This is a genomic window from Streptomyces sp. NPDC090032 (assembly GCF_044748025.1).
Taxonomy (GTDB): domain Bacteria; phylum Actinomycetota; class Actinomycetes; order Streptomycetales; family Streptomycetaceae; genus Streptomyces.
Window position 1 is genome coordinate 227,964 of record NZ_JBIVFF010000010.1, and the last position, 20,657, is coordinate 248,620.

Sequence of the window (20,657 nt, forward strand, 5' to 3'; positions counted from 1 at the left end):
ATTCCTCAGGATCGTCCTTCCCCGTCGGCCCCTTCGAGGGCCTTGTCCAGGACGCCCGGCAGCGCCTGGAGGAAGGTGTCCACCTCGTCGTCGTGGAGGTTGAGCGGCGGCATGAGCCGTACGACATCGGGGGCGGGCGCGTTCACCAGGAGGCCGGCGTCCTGAGCCGCCTGCTGCACCTGGGGCGCGAGCGGCTCGGTGAGCACGATACCCAGGAGGAGCCCGGCGCCCCTTACATGGCCGACGAGCGGGTGCCCGAGCGACGCGATCGCGTCCCGCAGCCGGGCCTCCGCGCGCTTCACGTTGTCCAGGAGGCCCTCGCCCGCGACGGTGTCGAGCACCGCGAGGCCGGCCGCGCACGCGACGGGGTTCCCGCCGAACGTCGTGCCGTGATGCCCCGGCTTGAGCAGCTCGGCCGCCTCGCCGAACGCGACGGTGGCGCCGATGGGCAGTCCCCCGCCGAGCCCCTTGGCGAGCGTGACGATGTCGGGGTCGATGCCCTCCTCGGCCTGGTACGCGAACCAGTGGCCGGTCCTGCCTACGCCGGTCTGTACCTCGTCGAGGACGAGGAGGGTGCCGGTGGCCCGGGTGATCTCCCTGGCCGCCCTGAGGTAGCCGGCCGGCGGCTCGACGACGCCGTTCTCGCCCTGGATCGGCTCGATGATCACGAGCGCGGTCTCTTCCGTGACCGCCGCCCGCAGCTCCTCTGCGTCCCCGTACGGGACATGCGTGACGTCGCCGGGCAGCGGCAGGAACGGCGTCTGCTTGCCGGGCTGTCCGGTCAGCGCCAGGGCGCCCATGGTCCGGCCGTGGAAGCCGCCCGTCGTGGCGACCATGTGCGAACGGCCCGTCAGCCGGCCCATCTTGAAGGCGCCCTCGTTGGCCTCGGCGCCCGAGTTGCAGAAGTACACGCGGCCGGACCGGCCGAACAGCTGGAGGAGCCGTTCGGCGAGCGCGACGGGCGGCTCGGCGACGAAGAGGTTCGAGACATGGCCGAGGGAGGCGATCTGGTCGCTGACGGCCTGGACGACCGCGGGGTGCGCGTGGCCGAGGGCGTTCACCGCGATACCGCCGACGAAGTCGAGGTACTCCTTGCCGTCGGCGTCCCACACCTTGGCGCCCTCACCGCGGACGAGGGGCAGCCGGGGCGTGCCGTAGTTGTCCATGAGCGCGCCCTGCCAGCGCGCGGTCAGCTCCTGGTTGCTCATGACTCCCCCTTCTCGTCGATGGCTTGCTCGTCGATGGCGTGTACGTCGATGGAATCGGGGGCGTCGGGCACGACCATCGTGCCGATGCCCTCGTCGGTGAAGATCTCCAGCAGGATCGAGTGCGGGACCCGGCCGTCGATGACGCGGGCGGTCGTCACGCCGTTGCGTACGGCGTGCAGGCAGCCCTCCATCTTCGGGACCATGCCGCTGGCCAGCTCGGGAAGGAGCTTCTCCAGCTGCTTGGCGGTGAGCCGGCTGATGACCTCGTCGGAGTTCGGCCAGTCCTCGTAGAGGCCCTCGACGTCGGTCAGGACCATCAGGGTCTCGGCGTCCAGCGCCGCAGCGAGAGCCGCAGCCGCCGTATCAGCATTGACGTTGTAGACATGTCCGTCGTCCTGGGAGCGGGCGATCGAGGAGACGACCGGGATACGGCCGTCGGCGAGCAGGGCCTCGATGGCACCGGTGTCGATCGCGGTGATCTCGCCGACCCGGCCGATGTCGACGAGTTCACCGTCGATCTCCGGCTGGTGCTTGGTGGCGGTGATCGTGTGCGCGTCCTCGCCGGTGAGGCCGATGGCGAGCGGGCCGTGCTCGTTGAGGAGCCCGACCAGCTCACGCTGCACCTGGCCGGCCAGGACCATCCGCACGACGTCCATCGCGTCCTCGGTGGTGACCCGCAGGCCCGCCTTGAACTCGCTGACGATGCCGTGCCGGTCGAGGGCCTTGCTGATCTGCGGTCCGCCGCCGTGCACGACGACGGGCTTGAGGCCCGCGTGGTGCAGGAAGACGACGTCCTGGGCGAAGGCGGCCTTGAGGTCCTCGTCGATCATGGCGTTGCCGCCGAACTTGATGACGACGGTCTTGCCCTGGTGGCGGGTGAGCCAGGGCAGCGCCTCGATGAGGATCTGTGCCTTGGGCAGCGCGGTGTGCTTCCGCGTGGTGCTCATGAGCTGTACGCGCTGTTCTCGTGGACGTAGTCCGCGGTCAGGTCGTTGGTCCAGATCGTCGCGGTCTCGGAGCCGGCCGCCAGGTCGGCGGTGATGACGACCTCCCGGTAGCGCATGTCGACGAGCTCGCGGTCCTCGCCGACGCCACCGTTCTTGCAGACCCAGACGCCGTTGATGGCGACGTTCAGCTGGTCGGGCTCGAAGGCGGCAGACGTCGTGCCGATCGCGGACAGCACCCGGCCCCAGTTGGGGTCCTCGCCGTGGATCGCGCACTTGAGGAGGTTGTTACGGGCGATGGAGCGGCCCACCTCGACGGCGTCGTCCTCGGTCGCGGCGTTGATGACGTCGACCTTGATGTCCTTGCTGGCGCCCTCGGCGTCGCCGATGAGCTGCCGCCCGAGGTCGTCGCAGACCGTGCGGACGGCCTCCGCGAACTCGGCGTATTCGGGGGCGACTTCGGCGGCGCCGGAGGCCAGGAGCAGCACGGTGTCGTTCGTCGACATGCAGCCGTCGGAGTCGACGCGGTCGAAGGTGACCTTCGTGGCGTCCCGCAGGGCCTTGTCCAGGACGTCGGCCTCCAGGTCGGCGTCCGTGGTCAGGACGACGAGCATGGTGGCGAGGCCGGGGGCGAGCATGCCCGCGCCCTTGGCCATGCCGCCGACCGTCCAGCCGTCGCCCTCGTACACGGCGGTCTTGTGCACGGAGTCGGTGGTCTTGATGGCGACGGCGGCCTTCTCACCGCCGTGCGGGCTGAGCTGGGCGGCCGCCGTGTCGACGCCGGGCAGGAGCTTGTCCATGGGCAGGAGTTCGCCGATGAGGCCGGTCGACGCGACGGCGACCTCGCCCGCGTTCAGGCCGAGCACCTCCGCGACCTTCTCCGCCGTGGCGTGCGTGTCCTGGAAGCCCTTGGGACCCGTACAGGCGTTGGCGCCACCCGAGTTGAGGACAACGGCGGACACGATCCCGCCCTTGAGGACCTGCTCCGACCAGAGCACCGGCGCGGCCTTCACACGGTTGGAGGTGAAGACGCCCGCGGCGGCCAGGCGGGGCCCGTCGTTGACCACGAGGGCCAGGTCCGGGTTGCCGTTCTGCTTGATCCCGGCGGCGATGCCCGCCGCCGTGAATCCCTTAGCTGCCGTGACGCTCACGGTGTCTCCTTGTTCGCTTCTCCGCCCGCGCAGCGCAGCGGCGCGGCTTTCGTACCTGTCTGCGGCCCGGTGGCTGCGCGTGCGACGCTCACGGTGCCACTCCGATCGTGGAAAGTCCGGTGGTCTCGTCGAGACCGAGGGCGATGTTCATGCTCTGGAGGGCGCCGCCCGCGGTGCCCTTGGTGAGGTTGTCGATGGCGCTGATCACGATGATCCGGCCGGCCGCCGAGTCGTACGCGACCTGCACCTGCACGGCGTTCGAGCCGTAGACGGACGCGGTCGCGGGCCACTGCCCCTGGGGCAGCAGGTGCACGAACGGCTCGTCGGCGAAGGCCTTCTCGTACACGGCCCGCACGCTCTCGGCGCTCACGCCCGGCTTCGCCTTGGCGCTGCACGTGGCGAGGATGCCGCGCGGCATCGGCGCCAGCGTCGGCGTGAAGGAGACGGAGACCGGCACGCCGGCGACCGCGCCCAGGTTCTGGATCATCTCGGGGGTGTGCCGGTGGCCGCCGCCCACACCGTACGGGGACATGGAGCCCATGACCTCGGAACCGAGGAGGTTCGCCTTGGGCGCCTTGCCCGCGCCGGACGTCCCGGAGGCGGCGACGATCACGGCCTCCGGCTCGGCGAGCCCGGCCTCGTACGCGGGGAAGAGCGCGAGGGACACTGCGGTCGGGTAGCAGCCGGGCACCGCGATGCGCTTGGTGCCCTCCAGCGCGGCGCGCGCGCCGGGCAGTTCGGGGAGCCCGTAGGGCCAGGTCCCGGCGTGCGCGCTCCCGTAGAACTTCTCCCAGTCGCCCTCGTCCTTCAGCCGGAAGTCGGCGCCCATGTCCACGACGAGCGTGTCCTCGCCGAGCTGCTCGGCGACGGCGGCGGACTGCCCGTGCGGCAGCGCGAGGAAGACCACGTGGTGCCCGGAGAGCACCTCGGCACTCGTCGGCTCGAGGATCCGGTCGGCCAGCGGCACCAGGTGCGGCTGGAGCGCACCGAGGGGCTGCCCCACGTTCGAGTTGCCGGTCAGGGCGCCGATCTCCACATTGGGATGGGCGAGCAGCAGACGCAGCAGCTCTCCGCCCGCGTATCCGCTTGCCCCTGCCACTGCTACGCGTACCGCCATGGAACCCTCCTCTTGGATGGCATGACTATACGTGCGCATGCACGTTTATGCAACGCGGATGATCGTGACGACCGCAGGGCTCCCCTCGGGGCCGTCAGTCGGCGATCAGCTGGTCCCCGCCGCGCCACGACCGGCCCGACGCGGCGCGCTCGCGCCGGCGGCGTACGAGGTAGCGGCCGGGGGTGCCAGGTTCGCGAGCCGCGAGACCAGGGGCCAGTCGGCCGGGCGTGCGGGGGGGTGCCCTCTCCCGCCGCGGCCCGACAGGTTCTGCTCGACGAGCCGCACCACTTCCGCCCACCGCGCCTGCGCGCGAAGTCGGGGGCGGGTTCGCCGAGCCGCCGGTACAGGCCGGTGACGGCGGCTTCGGCGCGCGCCCGGTCGGAGGGGCGCGCGGACAGTGCGTGGCGGAGCCGGTCGGCGGCGACGATCCGCGCCGGCTCGACGCGCTCGCCGGAGGAGTGGGGTGGAGTGAACGTGATCTTCGAAGGTCCCCTGCGGGGACGCGTCGCAGGGCTCACCGAAGGGGGCGGTGTCCGCCTTTCGAGTCGTCATGCGGCAGGGCGTGACATGGGCCGTGCGGCTGACGCAAGGGATTTCCGGCGGTGCGGCCCCGTCGGGGGCGGGGGCCGGGGAGGCGGCAAAATGGGGAACACGGACGACGAGAAGGGTGGGACGAGATGAGTGAGCCCTGGCCGGTTCCCGATGTGCTGGCCCATCTGGCGGGCCGGTGGCATGTCGAGCGGACGGTGCGGGACCTCGCCGACGACGCGGTCGGCACCTTCTCCGGGACCACGGACTTCACGTACGAGGACGAGGGCGGGCTGCTGCATCACGAGGCGGGCACCTTCGTGTGGCACGGCACCGCCCGGCCCGCCGAGCGCACGCTGCGTTTCCTGCCGGCCGACGCTCCTGGCACGGCCGTCGTGCGGTTCTCCGACGGCCGCTTCTTCCACGACCTGGACCTGCGCACCGGCCGGCACACGGCGGACCACCCCTGCGCGGCGGACCTCTACCGCGGCGAGTTCGAGGTGAGCGGCCCGGACCACTGGCGGATGGAGTGGCGGGTGAAGGGCCCGGCGAAGGACCTGGTGCTCACCACCGCGTACACGCGTGCGGCGGCCTGACCGCCTGACTCAGACCGCGGCGTCGAGCCGTACGCTCCAGCGTCCCGCACTCCCCGTGAGGACGGCGGTCGACAGGGGGCGGACGTCGATGTTCCAGTACGTCGGCGGGGGCGCCTTGAGCGCGTAGACGAGCGCAGCCCGTATGACGGCCGGCTCGGCGACCGCCACGACGGTCGCGCCATCGTCGTGCGGGCGCGTGTCGAGCCAGCCGCCGACCCGCGATATGAACGCGAGCAGCGACTCCCCGCCGTGCGGCGCCGAGCGCGGGTCGCGCAGCCAGGCGTCGACGGCGCCCGGCTCGACGGCCGTCACCTCGGCGAGGGTGCGCCCGCGCCAGCGGCCCATGTCGCAGTCCCGCAGGGCGAGTTGGGACAGGGGCGCGAGGCCGAGCGCCTCGGCGGTGCCACGACTGCGGGCGGTGGGCGCGCAGTAGCGCAGCTCGGCCGCGGCGAGCGGCACCAGCGCGGGCGAGGCCAGCTCCACCTCGTGCCAGCCGGTGTGGTCGAGGGGCCGGTCGTCGTCGAAGCGCTCGGCGAGCAGCGAGGCGCTGCGCGCGGCGGCCAGAAGCGTCACGCGAACGGGCATGCGGCGATCGTGGGGCGTGCCACGCCTGCGGTCAAGAGCCCACGGGGCGTATGCCAGCCGCACGCGCCCCGCCGCGCGCTCACCGCAGGGACAGCATCATCCAGTGGCCCGGCTCGGCGAGGGGCGCGAAGCCGGCTTTTTCGTACACCCCGTGTGCGTCGTGCGTGGCGAGCATGATGCGGCGCAGGCCGAACGGCTCCAGGTGGTCGCGGACAGCGGCGACGAGCGCGGTGCCCACGTTCTTGCCGCGGACGGCCCGGTCCACGTAGACGTCGCAGAGCCAGGCGAAGGTGGCGTGGTCGGTCACGACACGGGCGTACGCGACCTGCTCGCCCGAAGCGGCCTCGTACACGCCGAAGTTCAGCGATCCCGCCATCGCCCGGTCCTGGTGTTCGCGGGCGCGGCCCATGGCCCAGTAGGCGTCCGTGGAGAGCCAGCGGTGTACGCGGGCGGCGTCGATGCGGGAGGCGTCGTACGAGATCTCGAAGCCGTCGGGGAGAGTGAAGGTCGCGGGTTGTGTGTCCGTCATGACGCGAGATTTGCAGGCGGGGCCGGTGTCCGTCGAGCCGGTTTCGGGTGCTGGCCGTCGCCTACTCAAGCGCCTCGTCGCACGCGGCCCGCAGCCGACGGATGCCCTCCGTGATCTCCGCGGGTCCGGCGACCGCCGCGAAGCTCAGGCGGATGTGCGGGGCCGGGGGCTCGGCGGAGAAGTAGGGGCGGCCCGGCGCGACGGCGACGCCCGCGCGCAGCGCTCCCGCGACGAGCGCCGCCTCGTCCGTGCCGTCGGGCAGTCGCGCCCACAGGAGATAGCCGCCCAAGGGCACGTGCGCCACGGCGAGTTCGGGCAGGGTGGTGCGCAGGGCCGCCGTCATGGTGTCGCGGCGCAGCTTCAGGTGGGCGGCCACGGTGCGCAGGTGGCGCGGCCACGCCGGTGAGCCGACCAGTTCGAGGGCGGCCTCCTGGAGCGGGCGCGGCACGAAGAAGTGGTCGACGACCTGGATCGCGCGCAGCCGTTCGAGGACGGGCCCGCGCGCGGCGAGGCAGCCGATGCGGAAGCTCGGCGAGGTCGCCTTGGTCAGGGAGCAGACGTGGACGACGACGCCGTCGTGGTCGTCGGTGGCGAGCGGCCTGGGCAGCGGCCCCGCGTCCTCGTGGACGAGGCGGCGCACGAAGTCGTCCTCGACGATGAACGCCCCGGCCTCGCGCGCGATCCGCAGCACCTCGGGGCGCCGCTGTGCGGACAGGACCGCGCCGGTCGGGTTCTGGAACAGCGGCTGGCACACGAACACGCGCGCGCCCGTCGCCCGGAACGCCTCGGCGAGCAGCTCCGGACGCACCCCGTCCGTGTCGACCGGTACGGGCACGGGCCGCAGCCCCGCCGCGCGCGCGATCGCCAGCATGCCCGGGTACGTGGGTGATTCGACGAGGACGGGGGCGCCGGGCGGGGCGAGGGCACGCAGCGCGGTGGCCAGGGCGGACTGGCCGCCGGACGCGATCAGTACCTCGGCGGCGGTGATGGCGCCGCCGATGCCGCGCGCGAACCACTCGCGGAGCTCGGGGATGCCGTCGACCGGGGGCCGCCCCCACGCGCCGGGGCGGCGGCCCGCGCGGGCCAGCGCCGCGGCCATGGCCCGTTCCGGCTGGAGCGAGGGGTGCAGATAGCCGCCGTTGAACTCGACGACACCCGGTGGCGGGGCGGAGAGCGTGACCAGGACTCCGGAGGCGTCCACGGCCCGCGGTACGAGCTCGGTCGCGGAGTCGGCGCTGAGCGCGAGCGCCTGCCAGGAGGTGTCACCGGCCGGCTCTGCCGCGGCGCGGGGCTCCGCGCGGAACGCACCGGCTCCGGGACGCGTCACGACGAGCCCCTCCGAGGCGAGCTGCGCGAGCGCACGCGACACGGTCACCGGACTCACCCGGAACCGCTCGACGAGAACCCGGCTGGACGGCAGCTTTCCACCTGGAGAGTAGCGATCCAGCTCTCCCCGCAGCCGTTCCGCCAGCTCACCCACGCTGCTACGCTCGTGCATGAGTACAGAGAATAGCGCTACCGCCGCCACTGGGATAGCAGTCGCCGAGAGTGCGGCCCTCGCGCAGGGCGCCGCTCCCATCTCCCTCACGCCGAAGGCGACCCGTGGCGGGACCGTCCTCGCGGCGCTGGGCGTCACCGCCTTCTCGCTCACCTTCCCGGCCACCGCCTGGGGACTCGAAGGGTTCGGGCCCTGGAGCCTCGTCACCGTGCGGAGCGTCCTCGCAGCCGTGATCGCCGGCTCCTGTCTGCTCGCGCTGCGCGTCCCCGTCCCCGAGCGCCGCCATCGGGCCGGTCTCGCGGTGGTCGGCGCGGGCGTCGTCCTCGGGTTCCCGCTGCTCACGACGCTCGCCCTGGAGACGGCCACCACCGCGCACTCCGCCGTCGTCGTCGGCCTGCTGCCCCTGACGACCGCGCTGTTCTCGGCGCTGCGCACCGGCGCGCGCCCGTCGCGCGGCTTCTGGATCGCGGCGTGCGCGGGCGCCGCCGCGGTGATCGCGTTCACCGTGCAGCAGAGCGGCGGCACGCTCACGACCGCCGACCTGTACCTCTTCGGCGCGCTCCTCATCTGTGCCGCCGGCTACACGGAGGGCGGCCGGCTGGCCCGCGTCATGCCGGGCTGGCAGGTCATCGCCTGGGCGCTCGTGATGTGCCTGCCGCTCGCCGTGCCGGGGGCGGCCGTCGCGCTGAGCCACGAACCCGTCCACCTCACGGGGCACGCCGTCGCGGGACTGCTCTGGGTGGCCGTGGGTTCGCAGTTCGCGGGCCTGGTGGTCTGGTACCGCGGCATGGCCGTCATCGGTATCCCGAAGGCGAGCCAGCTCCAGCTGGCCCAGCCCCTGCTCACCCTGGTCTGGTCGGTGTTCCTGCTCGGCGAGGACCTCTCCCCCGCCGCGCCCCTGACCGCGGCCGCCGTGCTCGTGTGCATCGCGGTGACCCAACGGTCCCGCGGCTGAGGGTCCCCGACTCCGCGACCCGGTCCTACTCTTGAGATACGGGTCGACGAGGGACGAGGAGGTCACTCACGATGCGTGCCACCAAGGGCGACCAGCTGCGGGTGCACGGCAGGACCGTGGGCGAGCACGACCGGGTCGCCGAGATAGTCGAAGTCATGGGCCACGACGGCGAGCCGCCGTTCAAGGTCCGCTTCCAGGACGGCCACGAGGCGGTGATGTCACCGGGTCCCGACTCCGTCGTGCAGCACGAGGAGCCGGCCCCCTGATCACCGAAAGCGCCTGATCCGAACGGAAGGCCCTAGTAGTGGTCCTCGACCACCCGGGCCATGGCGCCGATGCGGTCGGCGCCCACCTCCTTCGCCGAGAAGAACACATGCCCGTTCACCTGCGGGTAGCCCTCGGCGAAGGTGAGGTGGCGGGAGAGTTCGGCCGGATCCTGCCACTCGGCGGGCTGCGCCGGATCGCCCGCCTTGTAGAGCGCCTCACCCGCGTACAGGCGCACCCCGGTCCCGCGTACGACGTCCGACCACCAGGGCACGAGCTTCGCGTAGTCCGCGGCGGCGAAGCCGATGTTCCAGTAGATCTGCGGGCAGATGTAGTCGATCCAGCGCTCGCGCACCCACTTGCGGGTGTCGGCGTGCAGGTCGTCGTAGGTCTGCACCCCGGCCCGGGTGTCCGAGCCGAGGGGGTCCGTCGCCGCGTTGCGCCACACGCCGAAGGGGCTGATCCCGAACTGGGTGCGCGGTCTGATCCGCTTCACGCTCGCGGCCATCTCGCGCACGAGCCGGTCCGTGTTGTCGCGCCGCCAGGAGGCCCGGTCGGGGAAGTTCCCGCCGTGCGCCGCGTAGGCGGCGTCGTCGTCGAAGACCTGGCCCGCGACCGGATACGGGTAGAAGTAGTCGTCCCAGTGCACGGCGTCGAGGTCGTAGCGGCGGACGGCGTCGAGCATCGCGTCCTGGACGAACTGGCGCACCTCGGGCAGGCCCGGGTTGTAGTAGAGCTTCCCGCCGTAGGGGACGACCCAGTCGGGGTGCCGGCGGGCCGGGTGCGTGGACACGAGACGGGAGAGGTCCGTGTGGTTCGCGACGCGGTAGGGGTTGAACCAGGCGTGCAGTTCGAGTCCGCGCCGGTGCGCCTCCGTCACGGCCGTGCCGAGCGGGTCCCAGCCCGGGTCCTTGCCCTGCACTCCGGTGAGGACGTCCGACCACGGCTCGTACGGGGAGGGCCACAGCGCGTCGGCCGTCGGCCGCGCCTGGAAGACCACCGCGTTCAGGTGCCTGCCCACGGCCGTGTCGAGGTGGGCGATGAGCTCCGTGAGCTGCTGAGCCGCGCTCAGGCCCGGCTTCGACGGCCAGTCCCGGTTGGCCACGGTCGCCAGCCACATGCCCCGCAGATCTCGGGCCACCGGAGCGCGGCCGGAGGCCGACGCGGCCGCGTCCCCCGCGGCGAGTCCGGTCAGCGCGGCCGCCGCCGCGACCGCGAAGCCCCTGCGTGACAAATGCCTCACACGCCCACCCCCTGGCCAACGGGCCCAGCCGTCCCGGGCCACCCAGAGGACAGCATGCCTGACCCGGCCCCTCGAGTACGGCAGGTTCCGAGTAACGTGCAGAGCCGAGGCAGGCGCCGGAACCCGGGGGTCCTGCCGGCCGGAGAACAGCGAAAGGCACGAGGTGACCGACCCTATGGGGGACATCCAGCGCGTCGGAGTGGTGGGCTGCGGCCAGATGGGAGCCGGGATCGCAGAGGTCTGCGCCCGCGCCGGTCTGGACGTCATGGTGGCGGAGACCACCGGCGAGGCCCTGGAGATCGGCCGTACCCGGCTGCACAACTCCCTCTCCAAGGCGGCCGAGCGCGGCAAGATCAGTGCCGAGGAGCTGGCTGACACCCTGGCCCGCCTGAGCTTCACCACCGACCTCGGGGAGTTCTCCGACCGGGACCTCGTCATCGAGGCCGTCGTCGAGAACGAGCAGGTCAAGACCGAGATCTTCCAGGTGCTCGACCAGGTCGTCACCCGGCAGGACGCCATCCTGGCGTCCAACACGTCCTCGATCCCGCTGGTCAAGCTGGCCGTGGCGACCTCACGCCCCGACCACGTCATCGGGATCCACTTCTTCAACCCGGCGCCCGTGCAGAAGCTCGTCGAGCTGATCCCGGCCCTCACCACCTCCGAGGGCACGATCAGCCGCGCCCAGGCCCTCGTCGAGAAGGTCCTCGGCAAGCACGCGATCCGCGCCCAGGACCGCTCGGGCTTCGTGGTCAACGCGCTGCTGATCCCGTACCTCCTCTCCGCGATCCGGATGTTCGAGTCGGGCATCGCCAGCCGCGAGGACATCGACAACGGCATGGAGCTCGGCTGCGCCCACCCGATGGGCCCGCTCAAGCTCTCCGACCTCATCGGCCTCGACACCGTCGCCTCGGTCGCCGACTCGATGTACTCGGAGTTCAAGGAGCCCCTGTACGCCGCTCCCCCGCTGCTCCAGCGGATGGTCGACGCGGGCCGTCTCGGCCGCAAGACGGGCTCGGGTTTCTACCAGTACACGTGACCGTGCGCGGTTGACTCTGCGTAATCGTGGCTTCGGGCCCGGCGCTCTTCGGAGTGCCGGGCCCGAACCATTCACACACCGTGTGCGCACCGGGCACGCATATGCCCATCGCACACTCTCCCGCCGTACCCACCAGGCGAGTTGACTTTCCGTGCGTAAGGCAACGGATCTGCCGACTACGGAAAGGAGCCGACCCGTGACCGCCGACCCCGAGCGTCCCGTGGTCCCGGAAGAACTCGCGGAGTTACGCCGCAGCCTCGATGTGGGTCTCGCCCGCGTCGACGGCAAGCTGGCGTTGCTCACCCAGCGCGATGAACAGAGCGTCAAGGACCAAGACGATCTGAGCACCCGGGTCACCGCACTGGAGCACACCCGATGGCCACTGCAGGCCGTCGCCGCGACCACCGCGGCCGGCGCCCTCGCCGTTGCCGTCTGGCAGGCGTTCGGACGCTAGAGCCTCTCGTCCGGGTCAGGCCGGGGTGTCCTGCCCCAGCCTGAGATGGTGCAGCATCAGCAGCGCGGCCGCCATGTTGGCGGCCGGGACCTCACCGCGGGCGACCATGTCGGGGACCAGTTTGAGAGGGACCCACTCCCTGCGGTCCGACTCGAAGTCGTCCTCGGGATGGCCGACGTACGAACCCTCCTCGGCCCAGTAGACGTGGTGCCTGGCGTCTTCGAGACCGTTGGACGGCTCCACGCTCATCAGATGCCGTAACGGTCCCGGCCGCCAGCCGGTCTCCTCCTCCAGTTCCCTGGCGGCCGCGGCGGCGATGTCCTCGCCGTCGTCGACCACCCCCGCCGGAAGTTCCCAGCCCCAGCTGTCGGTGATGAAGCGGTGCCGCCACAGGAGCAGCACCTCGTTGGCGTCGTTGACCACGGTGGCCACGGCGACGGGCCGCAGCCGTATGACGAAGTGGTCGAGATGCCGGCCGTCCGGGAGCTCGACATCCGCGAGATTGACCCGGAACCAGCGATTTTCATACACAGTCTGTTCGTTCTGTTTCGTCCACTGCACGGTTCTGCCACCTTCCGCCGAGTTAGATGGCAATATCCCAGCAGCGGGGCGTGAGAGAGCGGTGCAGGGCGGGCTCAGAGCGGTACGCGCAGTGCCCCGTCGATGAGTTCGGCGGCCTCGGCCGTGCCGGCGCAGCCGTTGCGCACCAGGTGTTCGCGTACCGCCCGGAGTCTGTCGCGCAGCCGCTGCGACTCCATTCCCCGTGCCTGTTCGGCCATCTCCACGGCGATCGCGACGGCCTTCTCGGCGTTGCCCTGTCTCAGCTCGATCTGGCTGAGCATGGCCAGGCGGTGCACCCGCCCCCGGTCGTGTGCGGGGTTGTGCACGGCCGCTGCCGCGTGCTCACGCGCCGAGGCGAGGTCGCCGAGGCTCAACAGGGCCTCCGCCACCTGCACGTTGACGAGTCCGGGCTGGACATAGCCCGTCTCGTCCGGTTCGTGGCCGCGCCGGATGCGGTCGGCGGCCGACTCGGCACGCCGGATGCAGGACAGGGCACCGGTGCCGTCACCGAGGTGTGCGTACGCCTTCGCCTGCATCGCGTACAGATCCGATGCGAGCGCCGGGGTGATGTGCCGTCCCGCGGCCCGCAGCGCGGCCTCCGCGAAGGCCACCGACTGCCGGTACTGGCGCATGTGGAGCGACTGGTTGACCAGAAGGGCGATGACATAGGCGCCGAGACCGCGGTCCCCGCTCGCCTTGGCGAGGCGCAGGGCCTGGTGGAAGTAGCGCTGGGCGAGACCGTGCGCGTCGGAGTCGTAGGCGCAGATGCCCGCGATGGCGACCAACCCGCCGGTGGCGCGGTGCAGTTGGCGGCCCGTGTCATCGGTGTAGCTGCCGCGCAGCAGGGGCGCCGCCTCGGTGTTGAGGAAGCCGACGATGCGGGTGCGCGTCGCGATGCCGCCGGCCTTGCGGTACATCTGCTCGTAGTGCGTGCGGGCCGAGCGCATCATCTCCAGGTCGGCGGCGCTGACCCGATGGCGTCCACCGCGCGACACGTCGGTGTCCTCAGGCGGGTTCTCCCACTCCCATACGGGCATCACGGCCGGTGTCCCGGTGACGGCGGGGGCGCCCAGTATGTGGGGCCGCTGCTGTTCGTCCGAGCGCCACAGGGCGGTGGCCCGCTCGACGAATCCGGACAGGCTCTGGCCGTGTGGACTGGCCGGTTCGCCGGGCACACCCAGGCCTATGTCGTCGAGGGTGACGGGGCGGTGCAGGCGGCCGGCCAGGACCTCGCAGATCAGGTCGGGCACCTGGCCACGCGGCCGCTGACCCTTCAACCACCGTGCCACGGCGGTGTGTTCGTAACGCAGGGCGAGTCCCCTGGCGCGGCCCGCCTGGTTCACATGTGCGGCGAGGCCCGCATGGGAGATCCCGGCCTCGTCGAGGATCGCGTCGAGCAAAGTGTTGGGCTGCATGGAGGCCCTCCGGTGGCTCGGTGCCGTCAGCCTAGTGGAACGGGCTTCACACGGGGTGTGAACGGAGTGCCCGAATCCGGGCGGTGCGCACTCTTTTGTGGCGTGATGCAACTCGATTGACTGAACTGCCTCGTAAGAGGCCGGCCGGGCCGCCTGCTCCCCCTCGTACAGTGCGGCGGCCCGTTTCGCGCCGTCCGACCGGCCGCCTGCCCGACAACTCCGTGGCCGGGCGGACGGCGCGCCCCGGGGCGCGGGAGCCCCCGGGGTCAGGTCACGCGGTGGCACCGTTCACTTGGCGGCGCTGTGGACGCGGGGCTCCCCGTGCTGCAAGGGGACTCGCCTACGGTCGTTGCGCAGGACCAGGAGCGCAGCGTCGTCGGCCGGCAACCCGCCCGTGTGGCGCAGGAGTTGGGTGTACACGGTGCGGATGACGGCCTTGGGGACGAGCGGCTGGACGCGCACGGCCTCGGCGAGTGCGGCGGCCAGCGGGAAGAACCGGCCGCGGGCGTCCCGCGCGTCCTCGAGCCCGTCGGTGTGGAGCAGCAGCCCCTCCCCGGGCAGGAGCCGCCCGCAGGCGACGACGGGCAGTTCGGCCGGGAGCGGGAACGGGCCGAGCGGCGGCAGGGGTTCACCCCCCACGACCAACTCGGCACAGCCACGCGGCACAGCAGCGGGACCCACGTGACTGCGCAGCAGATACGGCCACGGGTGCCCGCAGTTGAGCGCGAGCACCTCTCCGTCCTGCCGGATCTCCAGGAGCAGTACGGTGACGAACTCCTCCGCGACCGGACTGACCGGATCGGCGCCGCCCGCCGCCGGGTGTTCGTCCCGCGACCGCTCGCGCAGATGCCGCGCCATGGCCCGCTCGAGTCGCCTCAGTACGCAGCCCAGTTCGGCCTCGTCGTGCGCGGCCTCGCGGAAGCTGCCGAGGACGGCGGCGACGGTCGCGAGTGCGTCGAGACCGTGCCCACGGACGTCCCCCATGACGACCCGCACGCCGTGGTCGGTGGCGATGACCTCGTAGAGATCGCCGCCCACGGTGGCGCCCCGGTCGGCAGAGAGCTGTCCCGCGGCGATGGCCAGGCCGTCGATGCGAGGCGGCAGCGGACGCAGCAGCACGTTCTGTGCGGCCCCCGCGATTCTGCGCGGCTGCCGCAGTTCGCGCTGGAGGCCGCGCCGCACATGGAGGATCAGACCCGTGCCGACGGCGAAGAAGACGGCGCTCGACGCGATGCGCGCACCGAGTCCGGTCTGCTGAGCGAGCGGGCAGGCCAGCTTGAAGGTGATCGCCACGGCGCCCCAGGCCGTGGGCAGCGCGAGGTCGAGCGCGCGGCGCACCCGTGGCGTGCGGCGACGGGAGGGCGTCCTGTGACGGATACGGATCATGCCGACGGCCTCCCTAAGGCCCAGCTCGGCGCGGTAGGCCCGGCGGACCGGAACGATTCTGTCCACCGCCTGCCCGGAGAGGATCAGATCGCCCACACTTGTCACCCGAACGAGTGAGCAACCCTCAGAAAGGGCGCATTTATGCGCGCCTCAAAGAGGCGCGGGGAACTGCGCGACCAGCCACGGAATACCCGCAGCCGACGTCACGCAGCTCCCCGCAACACAGAGAAACCGCTGAAACGGCGGAGCCTCACGCTCCGCGCAACACGGCCCCCGTGCGCTCGGCGGCCAGCGCCACCGCCGCGTCGCGGGCCGCGGAGGCCTCGTCGACGGTCAGCGTGCGGTCGGCGGCACGGAAGCGCAGCGCGTACGCGAGGGACTTGCGGCCCTCGCCGAGCTGCTCACCCGTGAACACGTCGAACAGGCGGAGGGACTCCAGGAGTTCACCCGCCCCCTCGCGCAGCGCCTGCTCCACGTCGGCGGCCGGCACCGAGGCGTCGACGACGAGCGCGACGTCCTGCGTGGCCACGGGGAACGTGGAGATCCGCGGCGCCTGGAGCGCCCCGGTGCCGGCCCGCTCGACGCGGTCGAGGTCGACCTCCATGGCGCAGCTGCGCTCGGGCAGGTGCAGCGCCTTGATGACGCGCGGGTGCAGCTCACCGGCGTGGCCGACGAGCGTCTCGACGCCGTCCACCACGGCGAACAGCGCGGCGCACCGGCCCGGGTGCCAGGGTGCGTGCTGGTCGCCGCGCACGATCAGCTCGACACCGGCCTCGCGGGCGAGGGTGCGGGCCGCCTCGACGGCGTCCGCCCAGTCGGCCGGCCGGCCGTTGCCCCACCAGCCGGCCTGCTCGCGGGCGCCCGTGAGGACGACCGCGGCGTGGCGCGGCTGGGGCGGCAGCGCGGCGTCGAGGCCGGCGATCTCCTCGTCGGTGGGACGCCGGTCGACGGGCAGCCGTACGGCCTGCGGCTCGTCACCGGTCGGCCGGAAGACCAGACCGGTCTCGAACAGCGCCAGGTCGTGCGAGCCACGGCCGTCGTTGCGGCGCAGCGCCTCCAGGAGGCCCGGCAGCAGCGTCGTACGGAGCGCGGGCTCCTCGTCGGAGAGCGGGTTGACCAGCTTGACCGTGGTGCGGCGCGGGTCGCCCTCCTCGATGCCGAGCTTGCCGAGCGTCTCGTCGCTGATGAACGGGTAGTTCAGCGCCTCGACGTAACCGGCACCGGCCAGCGCGCGGCCCACGCGGCGGTGCAGGCGCTGGCGCTCGGTCAGGCCGCGGCCCGCCGGGGGCCTCGGCAGCGTCGAGGGCAGGTTCTCGTAGCCCTCGAGCCGGATGACCTCTTCGGCCAGGTCGTTCGCCTCGGTCAGGTCGGGACGCCAGGACGGCACGGTGACCGTCAGCTTGTCCTGGCCGTAGACGTCACAGCCGACCTCCTGGAGGCGGCGCACCACGGTCTCGCGGCCGTACGTGACGCCCGCGACCTTGTCGGGGTGGTTCGCCGGGAGCGTGATCGTGTGCGGCGCGGAGGGCGCGATGACCTCGGTGACGCCGGGGTCCGCGGTGCCGCCCGCGAGGAGCACGAGGAGGTCGACGGTGCGCTGGGCCGCGGCGGACGCGGCTTCCGGGTCGACGCCCCGCTCGAAGCGCTTGGACGCCTCGGAGGACAGCTTGTGGCGGCGCGCGGTGCGGGCGATCGGGACGGGGTCGAAGTGCGCGGCCTCGATGACGACGTCGGTGGTCCCGGCGTCGGCGCCGTGGTCGGCGATCTCCGTGTTGGCGCCGCCCATGACGCCCGCGAGGCCGATGGGGCCACGGTCGTCGGTGATCACCAGGTCTTCGGCGTCGAGCACGCGCTTGGCGCCGTCGAGGGTGGTGAACTTCTCGCCCTGCTCGGCCCGGCGCACGCCGATCGTGCCCTGGACGAGGGAGCGGTCGTAGGCGTGCAGCGGCTGGCCGAGCTCCAGCATCACGTAGTTGGTGATGTCGACGGCGAGCGAGATCGGGCGCATGCCCGCCTTCTGCAGCCGGCGCTGGAGCCAGATCGGGGAGCGGGCCTCGGGGTCGAGACCGGTGACGGTGCGCGCGGTGAAGCGGTCACAGCCGGCCGGATCGGAGATCTGGACCGGGTAGCCCTTGCTGTTCGGCGCGGGCACGTCGAGGAGCGCCGGGTCGCGCAGCGGGAGGCCGTACGCGATGGCGGCCTCGCGGGCGACGCCGCGCAGGGACAGGCAGTCGCCGCGGTTCGCGGTGACGGCGATGTCGAGGACCTCGTCGACGAGCTGGAGGAGCTCGATCGCGTCGGTGCCGACCTCGTGCTCGGGCGGCAGCACGATGATGCCGCCGGAGCCGTCGTCGCCCATGCCCAGCTCGTCGCCGGAGCAGATCATGCCGTGCGACGTCCTGCCGTACGTCTTGCGCGCGGCGATCGCGAAGTCACCGGGCAGCACGGCGCCCGGCAGGACCACGACGACCTTGTCGCCGACGGCGAAGTTACGGGCGCCGCAGACGATCTCCTGCGGCTCGCCGGTGCCGTTGGCCTGACCGACGTCGACGGTGCAGAAGCGGATGGGCTTCTTGAAGCCCTCCAGCTCCTCGATGGTCAGCACCTGACCGACGACGAGGGGGCCCTTGAGGCCGGCGCCGAGCTGCTCGACGGTCTCGACCTCAAGGCCGGTGGCGACGAGCTTCTCCTGCAGGTCACGGCCGGTCTCGGTGGCGGGGAGATCGACGTACTCCCGCAGCCAGGAAAGCGGGATACGCATCAGATCTCCATCCCGAACGGCCGGGTGAACCGGATGTCACCCTCGACCATGTCTCGCATGTCTTCGACGTTGTGGCGGAACATCAGCATCCGCTCGATGCCGAACCCGAAGGCGAATCCGCTGTACTTCTCGGGGTCGATGCCCGCGGCGGTCAGCACCTTGGGGTTGACCATGCCGCAGCCGCCGAGCTCGATCCAGCCCTCGGAGGAGCAGGTGCGGCACGGCCGGTCCGGGTTGCCGACGGACTCGCCGCGGCACACGTAGCAGACCATGTCCATCTCGGCGGACGGCTCGGTGAACGGGAAGAAGTTCGGGCGCAGGCGGGTCTTCATGCCCGCGCCGAAGAGCGCCTGGACCATGTGGTCGAGGGTGCCCTTGAGGTCCGACATCGTCAGGCCCTCGTCGATGGCCAGCAGCTCGACCTGCATGAACACCGGGGTGTGCGTGGCGTCCAGCTCGTCGGAGCGGTAGACGCGGCCCGGGCAGATCACGTAGACCGGCGGCTCACGGTCGAGCATCGACCGGACCTGCACGGGGGACGTGTGGGTGCGCAGGACGACGTTCGACTCCATCTCGCGGCCCTTGGGCCCCTCGATGAAGAACGTGTCCTGCATACCCCGCGCCGGGTGGTCGGGGCCGATGTTCAGGGCGTCGAAGTTGAACCACTCCGCCTCGACCTCGGGGCCCTCGGCGACCTCGTAGCCCATGGCCACGAAGACGTCCTCGATACGCTCCGAGAGCGTGGTCAGGGGGTGGCGGGCGCCGGCCGGGACCCGGTCGTAGGGCAGTGTGACGTCCACGGCCTCCTCGACCAGGACGCGCGCGTCGCGCTCGGCCTCGAGCTCCGTCTGGCGGGCGGCGAGCGCCTTGCTGACGGCACCGCGGGCCATGCCGACACGCTTGCCTGCCTCGGCCTTGGCGTGCGGGGGCAGGGCCCCGATCTCGCGGTTGGCGAGCGACAGGGGCGAGGTGCCGCCGGTGTGGGCGACCTTGGCCTCCTGGAGCGCGTCGAGGGAGTCCGCGGCCGCGAAGGCGGCGAGCGCCTCGTCCCGCATGCGCTCGATCTCTTCCGGTTTCAAGGCCTCGACCTCAACAGGGTCGTACGACTTATTCGGTGCCGACATCTCTTCCCGTGCTTCCGGTTGGTTTGGCGGATGGTCCCCGTCCACGACTCGGAGACGATTCGTCTCAGGATTGGGACGCAAAGTGCCAAAGACCGAGTCTAACGGGGGTGGGGTGTGCCGATGCGCCCGTGGGTGCCCGCTCAGGCGTTCAGATACGCCGGGGCCCCCACGGGCAACGTAAATCGGAACTGGGCGCCGCCGCGGGACGCGCGGCCGACCGTGATGGTCCCGCCGTGGGCCTCGACGATGCCCTTGACGATGTACAGGCCGAGTCCGGTGCCGCCGCGCTTGCTGCCCCGCCAGAAGCGGGTGAAGACGCGCTTCATGGACTCCTCCGGGATGCCGGGGCCCTCGTCGCTCACGGTGACCGACGTGCCGGCGCACTCCCGCTCGCGGGGTGATGCCGAGGGCATGACCTCGATGGTGACGGTTCCCTCGCCGTGGCGCACGGCATTTTCCAGGAGGTTGCTGAGCACCTGGTCGATCTTGTCCGGGTCGGCCCAGAGATCGGGCAGCGGCTGCTCCACCCGTACGAGGAAGCGGTCGGCCGGCTGTCCTGAGGCGACGTGGGCCTGGACGTGGCGGCCCACGGCGGCGCCGATGTCGACGGGCTGGCGTCGCACTTCGAGGCGGCCGGAGTCGATGCGCGAGATGTCGAGGAGTTCGGCGATGAGCCGCGTGACGCGGTTCGCGTCGGCGTCGACGGTCTCCAGCATCAGCTTCTTCTGGTCGTCGGTGAACCGCTCCCACTTCGCCAGCAAGGTCGCGGTGAAGCCCTTCACCGAGGTGAGGGGCGAGCGCAGCTCGTGGGCGACGGTCGCGATCAGCTCGGCGTGGCTGCGCTCGGTGCGGCGGCGGGCCTCGGTGTCGCGCAGGGAGACGACGACGCGGCGGACGGGCCCGGTGGGCGCGGTGCGGACATAGCGCGCGGAGACGAGGACCTCTCGCCCGCCGGGCAACAGCAGATTGCGCTCGGGCTGTCCGACGCGGGTGGCGAGGCCGCCGTACGGGTCGGTCAGCTGCCACCAGCGGCGCCCTTCGAGGTCCTCTAAGGGGAGCGCGCGCTCCAGGGGGTGGCCGAGGGCGTCGGCGGCGGGGACCGCGGTGATGCGGACGGCCGCCGCGTTGAAACAGATGACGTGCCCGGTCTCGTCGGCGACGACGAGTCCGTCGGGCAGGTCGTCCGGGTGAAGGCCGCTGTCGGCGAGGGTGGTGAGGTCGTCGGGGCCGCGTCGGGGCGCGGGCCGGCGCAGGGTGTCCTGTGCCCCCGGTGCTCTGCTCGTGCCGACGCTCATATCCCCG

General features: G+C 72.0%; 19 protein-coding genes. 5 read left to right on the forward strand and 14 right to left on the reverse strand.

Features of this window, described 5'->3' with window-relative positions; all coding sequences use genetic code 11:
* Positions 1 to 5: 5 nt before the first annotated feature.
* From ACIPWY_RS25515 to argC, 4 genes are all read right to left on the reverse strand, one after another.
* Positions 6 to 1,208 carry an acetylornithine transaminase gene (locus ACIPWY_RS25515; RefSeq protein ID WP_401535133.1) on the reverse strand — a complete coding sequence of 401 codons (1,203 nt, stop codon included), beginning with the start codon at positions 1,206 to 1,208 and terminating at the stop codon, positions 6 to 8.
* Positions 1,205 to 2,155, reverse strand: a complete 951-nt coding sequence (argB, locus tag ACIPWY_RS25520) for an acetylglutamate kinase (RefSeq protein ID WP_393703987.1) — start codon at positions 2,153 to 2,155, stop codon at positions 1,205 to 1,207. Before argB ends, ACIPWY_RS25515 begins: the two co-directional genes overlap by 4 nt.
* Positions 2,152 to 3,303 (reverse strand): bifunctional glutamate N-acetyltransferase/amino-acid acetyltransferase ArgJ, encoded by a 1,152-nt coding sequence (gene argJ / locus ACIPWY_RS25525; RefSeq protein ID WP_393703985.1) that lies wholly within the window; start codon positions 3,301 to 3,303, stop codon positions 2,152 to 2,154. The genes argB and argJ overlap by 4 nt, the downstream gene beginning before the upstream one ends.
* 88 nt (positions 3,304 to 3,391) lie before the next feature.
* Complete coding sequence (argC, locus tag ACIPWY_RS25530) at positions 3,392 to 4,420, reverse strand: N-acetyl-gamma-glutamyl-phosphate reductase (protein ID WP_362905960.1); 1,029 nt, start codon at positions 4,418 to 4,420, stop codon at positions 3,392 to 3,394.
* A 677-nt stretch (positions 4,421 to 5,097) separates the two neighbouring features.
* Between argC and ACIPWY_RS25535 the strand changes: the two genes are divergently transcribed.
* Positions 5,098 to 5,544 (forward strand): DUF6314 family protein, encoded by a 447-nt coding sequence (locus tag ACIPWY_RS25535; RefSeq protein WP_362905958.1) that lies wholly within the window; start codon positions 5,098 to 5,100, stop codon positions 5,542 to 5,544.
* 9 nt (positions 5,545 to 5,553) lie between these two features.
* On the opposite strand, the gene ACIPWY_RS25540 is transcribed toward ACIPWY_RS25535, so the two are convergent.
* The 3 genes from ACIPWY_RS25540 to ACIPWY_RS25550 form a co-directional block, all read right to left on the reverse strand.
* The gene (locus ACIPWY_RS25540) at positions 5,554 to 6,129 is read right to left on the reverse strand and encodes a histidine phosphatase family protein (RefSeq protein WP_362905956.1); all 576 of its coding nucleotides are present in this window, start codon (positions 6,127 to 6,129) and stop codon (positions 5,554 to 5,556) included.
* A 79-nt stretch (positions 6,130 to 6,208) separates the two neighbouring features.
* Complete coding sequence (locus ACIPWY_RS25545) at positions 6,209 to 6,658, reverse strand: GNAT family N-acetyltransferase (protein WP_393703982.1); 450 nt, start codon at positions 6,656 to 6,658, stop codon at positions 6,209 to 6,211.
* 61 nt (positions 6,659 to 6,719) lie between these two features.
* On the reverse strand, positions 6,720 to 8,156 hold the full coding sequence (locus ACIPWY_RS25550; RefSeq protein ID WP_362905952.1) for a PLP-dependent aminotransferase family protein: 1,437 nt from the start codon (positions 8,154 to 8,156) through the stop codon (positions 6,720 to 6,722).
* Between ACIPWY_RS25550 and ACIPWY_RS25555 the strand changes: the two genes are divergently transcribed.
* Together ACIPWY_RS25555 and ACIPWY_RS25560 are read left to right on the forward strand one after the other, a co-directional pair.
* Positions 8,155 to 9,111, forward strand: a complete 957-nt coding sequence (locus ACIPWY_RS25555; RefSeq protein WP_393703978.1) for a DMT family transporter — start codon at positions 8,155 to 8,157, stop codon at positions 9,109 to 9,111. The two genes, ACIPWY_RS25550 and ACIPWY_RS25555, sit on opposite strands and share 2 nt — an antisense overlap.
* Before the next feature lie 71 nt (positions 9,112 to 9,182).
* The gene (locus tag ACIPWY_RS25560) at positions 9,183 to 9,377 is read left to right on the forward strand and encodes a DUF1918 domain-containing protein (RefSeq protein WP_362905948.1); all 195 of its coding nucleotides are present in this window, start codon (positions 9,183 to 9,185) and stop codon (positions 9,375 to 9,377) included.
* A gap of 32 nt (positions 9,378 to 9,409) precedes the next feature.
* On the opposite strand, the gene ACIPWY_RS25565 is transcribed toward ACIPWY_RS25560, so the two are convergent.
* Positions 9,410 to 10,618: a family 10 glycosylhydrolase gene (locus ACIPWY_RS25565; RefSeq protein WP_362905946.1), complete on the reverse strand. Its 1,209-nt coding sequence runs from the start codon at positions 10,616 to 10,618 to the stop codon at positions 9,410 to 9,412.
* Between the two features lie 175 nt (positions 10,619 to 10,793).
* Here ACIPWY_RS25565 and ACIPWY_RS25570 point away from each other — a divergent pair, with 175 nt between their 5' ends.
* Positions 10,794 to 11,654 carry a 3-hydroxybutyryl-CoA dehydrogenase gene (locus tag ACIPWY_RS25570; protein WP_362905944.1) on the forward strand — a complete coding sequence of 287 codons (861 nt, stop codon included), beginning with the start codon at positions 10,794 to 10,796 and terminating at the stop codon, positions 11,652 to 11,654.
* Positions 11,655 to 11,850: 196 nt separating this feature from the next.
* Positions 11,851 to 12,108: a hypothetical protein gene (locus tag ACIPWY_RS25575; protein WP_362905942.1), complete on the forward strand. Its 258-nt coding sequence runs from the start codon at positions 11,851 to 11,853 to the stop codon at positions 12,106 to 12,108.
* A 15-nt stretch (positions 12,109 to 12,123) separates the two neighbouring features.
* Here ACIPWY_RS25575 and ACIPWY_RS25580 read toward each other — a convergent pair whose 3' ends face one another.
* The 6 genes from ACIPWY_RS25580 to ACIPWY_RS25605 form a co-directional block, all read right to left on the reverse strand.
* A complete protein-coding gene (locus ACIPWY_RS25580; RefSeq protein WP_393703975.1) occupies positions 12,124 to 12,669 on the reverse strand; it encodes an NUDIX domain-containing protein in 546 nt (181 codons plus the stop codon).
* Positions 12,670 to 12,743: 74 nt separating this feature from the next.
* Positions 12,744 to 14,084: a transcriptional regulator gene (locus ACIPWY_RS25585; protein ID WP_362905938.1), complete on the reverse strand. Its 1,341-nt coding sequence runs from the start codon at positions 14,082 to 14,084 to the stop codon at positions 12,744 to 12,746.
* A gap of 288 nt (positions 14,085 to 14,372) precedes the next feature.
* On the reverse strand, positions 14,373 to 15,470 hold the full coding sequence (locus ACIPWY_RS25590) for a PP2C family protein-serine/threonine phosphatase (protein WP_393704094.1): 1,098 nt from the start codon (positions 15,468 to 15,470) through the stop codon (positions 14,373 to 14,375).
* A 250-nt stretch (positions 15,471 to 15,720) separates the two neighbouring features.
* Entirely contained in the window at positions 15,721 to 18,231 is a 2,511-nt protein-coding gene (gene pheT, locus ACIPWY_RS25595) for a phenylalanine--tRNA ligase subunit beta (protein WP_393703972.1), read from the reverse strand.
* Positions 18,231 to 19,355, reverse strand: a complete 1,125-nt coding sequence (pheS, locus tag ACIPWY_RS25600) for a phenylalanine--tRNA ligase subunit alpha (protein WP_362905935.1) — start codon at positions 19,353 to 19,355, stop codon at positions 18,231 to 18,233. The genes pheT and pheS overlap by 1 nt, the downstream gene beginning before the upstream one ends.
* Positions 19,356 to 19,495: 140 nt before the next feature.
* Positions 19,496 to 20,650, reverse strand: coding sequence for an ATP-binding protein (locus ACIPWY_RS25605; protein WP_362905933.1), 1,155 nt, complete (start codon positions 20,648 to 20,650; stop codon positions 19,496 to 19,498).
* Positions 20,651 to 20,657: the final 7 nt, after the last annotated feature.

Coding starts and splice junctions, on each gene's coding strand:
- ACIPWY_RS25515 (WP_401535133.1), bottom strand. CDS start 1,208: ATGAGCAACCAGGAGCTGACCGCGCGCTGGCAGGGCGCGCTCATGGAC.
- argB (WP_393703987.1), bottom strand. CDS start 2,155: ATGAGCACCACGCGGAAGCACACCGCGCTGCCCAAGGCACAGATCCTC.
- argC (WP_362905960.1), bottom strand. CDS start 4,420: ATGGCGGTACGCGTAGCAGTGGCAGGGGCAAGCGGATACGCGGGCGGA.
- ACIPWY_RS25535 (WP_362905958.1), top strand. CDS start 5,098: ATGAGTGAGCCCTGGCCGGTTCCCGATGTGCTGGCCCATCTGGCGGGC.
- ACIPWY_RS25540 (WP_362905956.1), bottom strand. CDS start 6,129: ATGCCCGTTCGCGTGACGCTTCTGGCCGCCGCGCGCAGCGCCTCGCTG.
- ACIPWY_RS25545 (WP_393703982.1), bottom strand. CDS start 6,658: ATGACGGACACACAACCCGCGACCTTCACTCTCCCCGACGGCTTCGAG.
- ACIPWY_RS25555 (WP_393703978.1), top strand. CDS start 8,155: ATGAGTACAGAGAATAGCGCTACCGCCGCCACTGGGATAGCAGTCGCC.
- ACIPWY_RS25550 (WP_362905952.1), bottom strand. CDS start 8,156: ATGCACGAGCGTAGCAGCGTGGGTGAGCTGGCGGAACGGCTGCGGGGA.
- ACIPWY_RS25560 (WP_362905948.1), top strand. CDS start 9,183: ATGCGTGCCACCAAGGGCGACCAGCTGCGGGTGCACGGCAGGACCGTG.
- ACIPWY_RS25570 (WP_362905944.1), top strand. CDS start 10,794: ATGGGGGACATCCAGCGCGTCGGAGTGGTGGGCTGCGGCCAGATGGGA.
- ACIPWY_RS25585 (WP_362905938.1), bottom strand. CDS start 14,084: ATGCAGCCCAACACTTTGCTCGACGCGATCCTCGACGAGGCCGGGATC.
- ACIPWY_RS25590 (WP_393704094.1), bottom strand. CDS start 15,470: ATGATCCGTATCCGTCACAGGACGCCCTCCCGTCGCCGCACGCCACGG.
- pheT (WP_393703972.1), bottom strand. CDS start 18,231: ATGCGTATCCCGCTTTCCTGGCTGCGGGAGTACGTCGATCTCCCCGCC.
- pheS (WP_362905935.1), bottom strand. CDS start 19,355: ATGTCGGCACCGAATAAGTCGTACGACCCTGTTGAGGTCGAGGCCTTG.
- ACIPWY_RS25605 (WP_362905933.1), bottom strand. CDS start 20,650: ATGAGCGTCGGCACGAGCAGAGCACCGGGGGCACAGGACACCCTGCGC.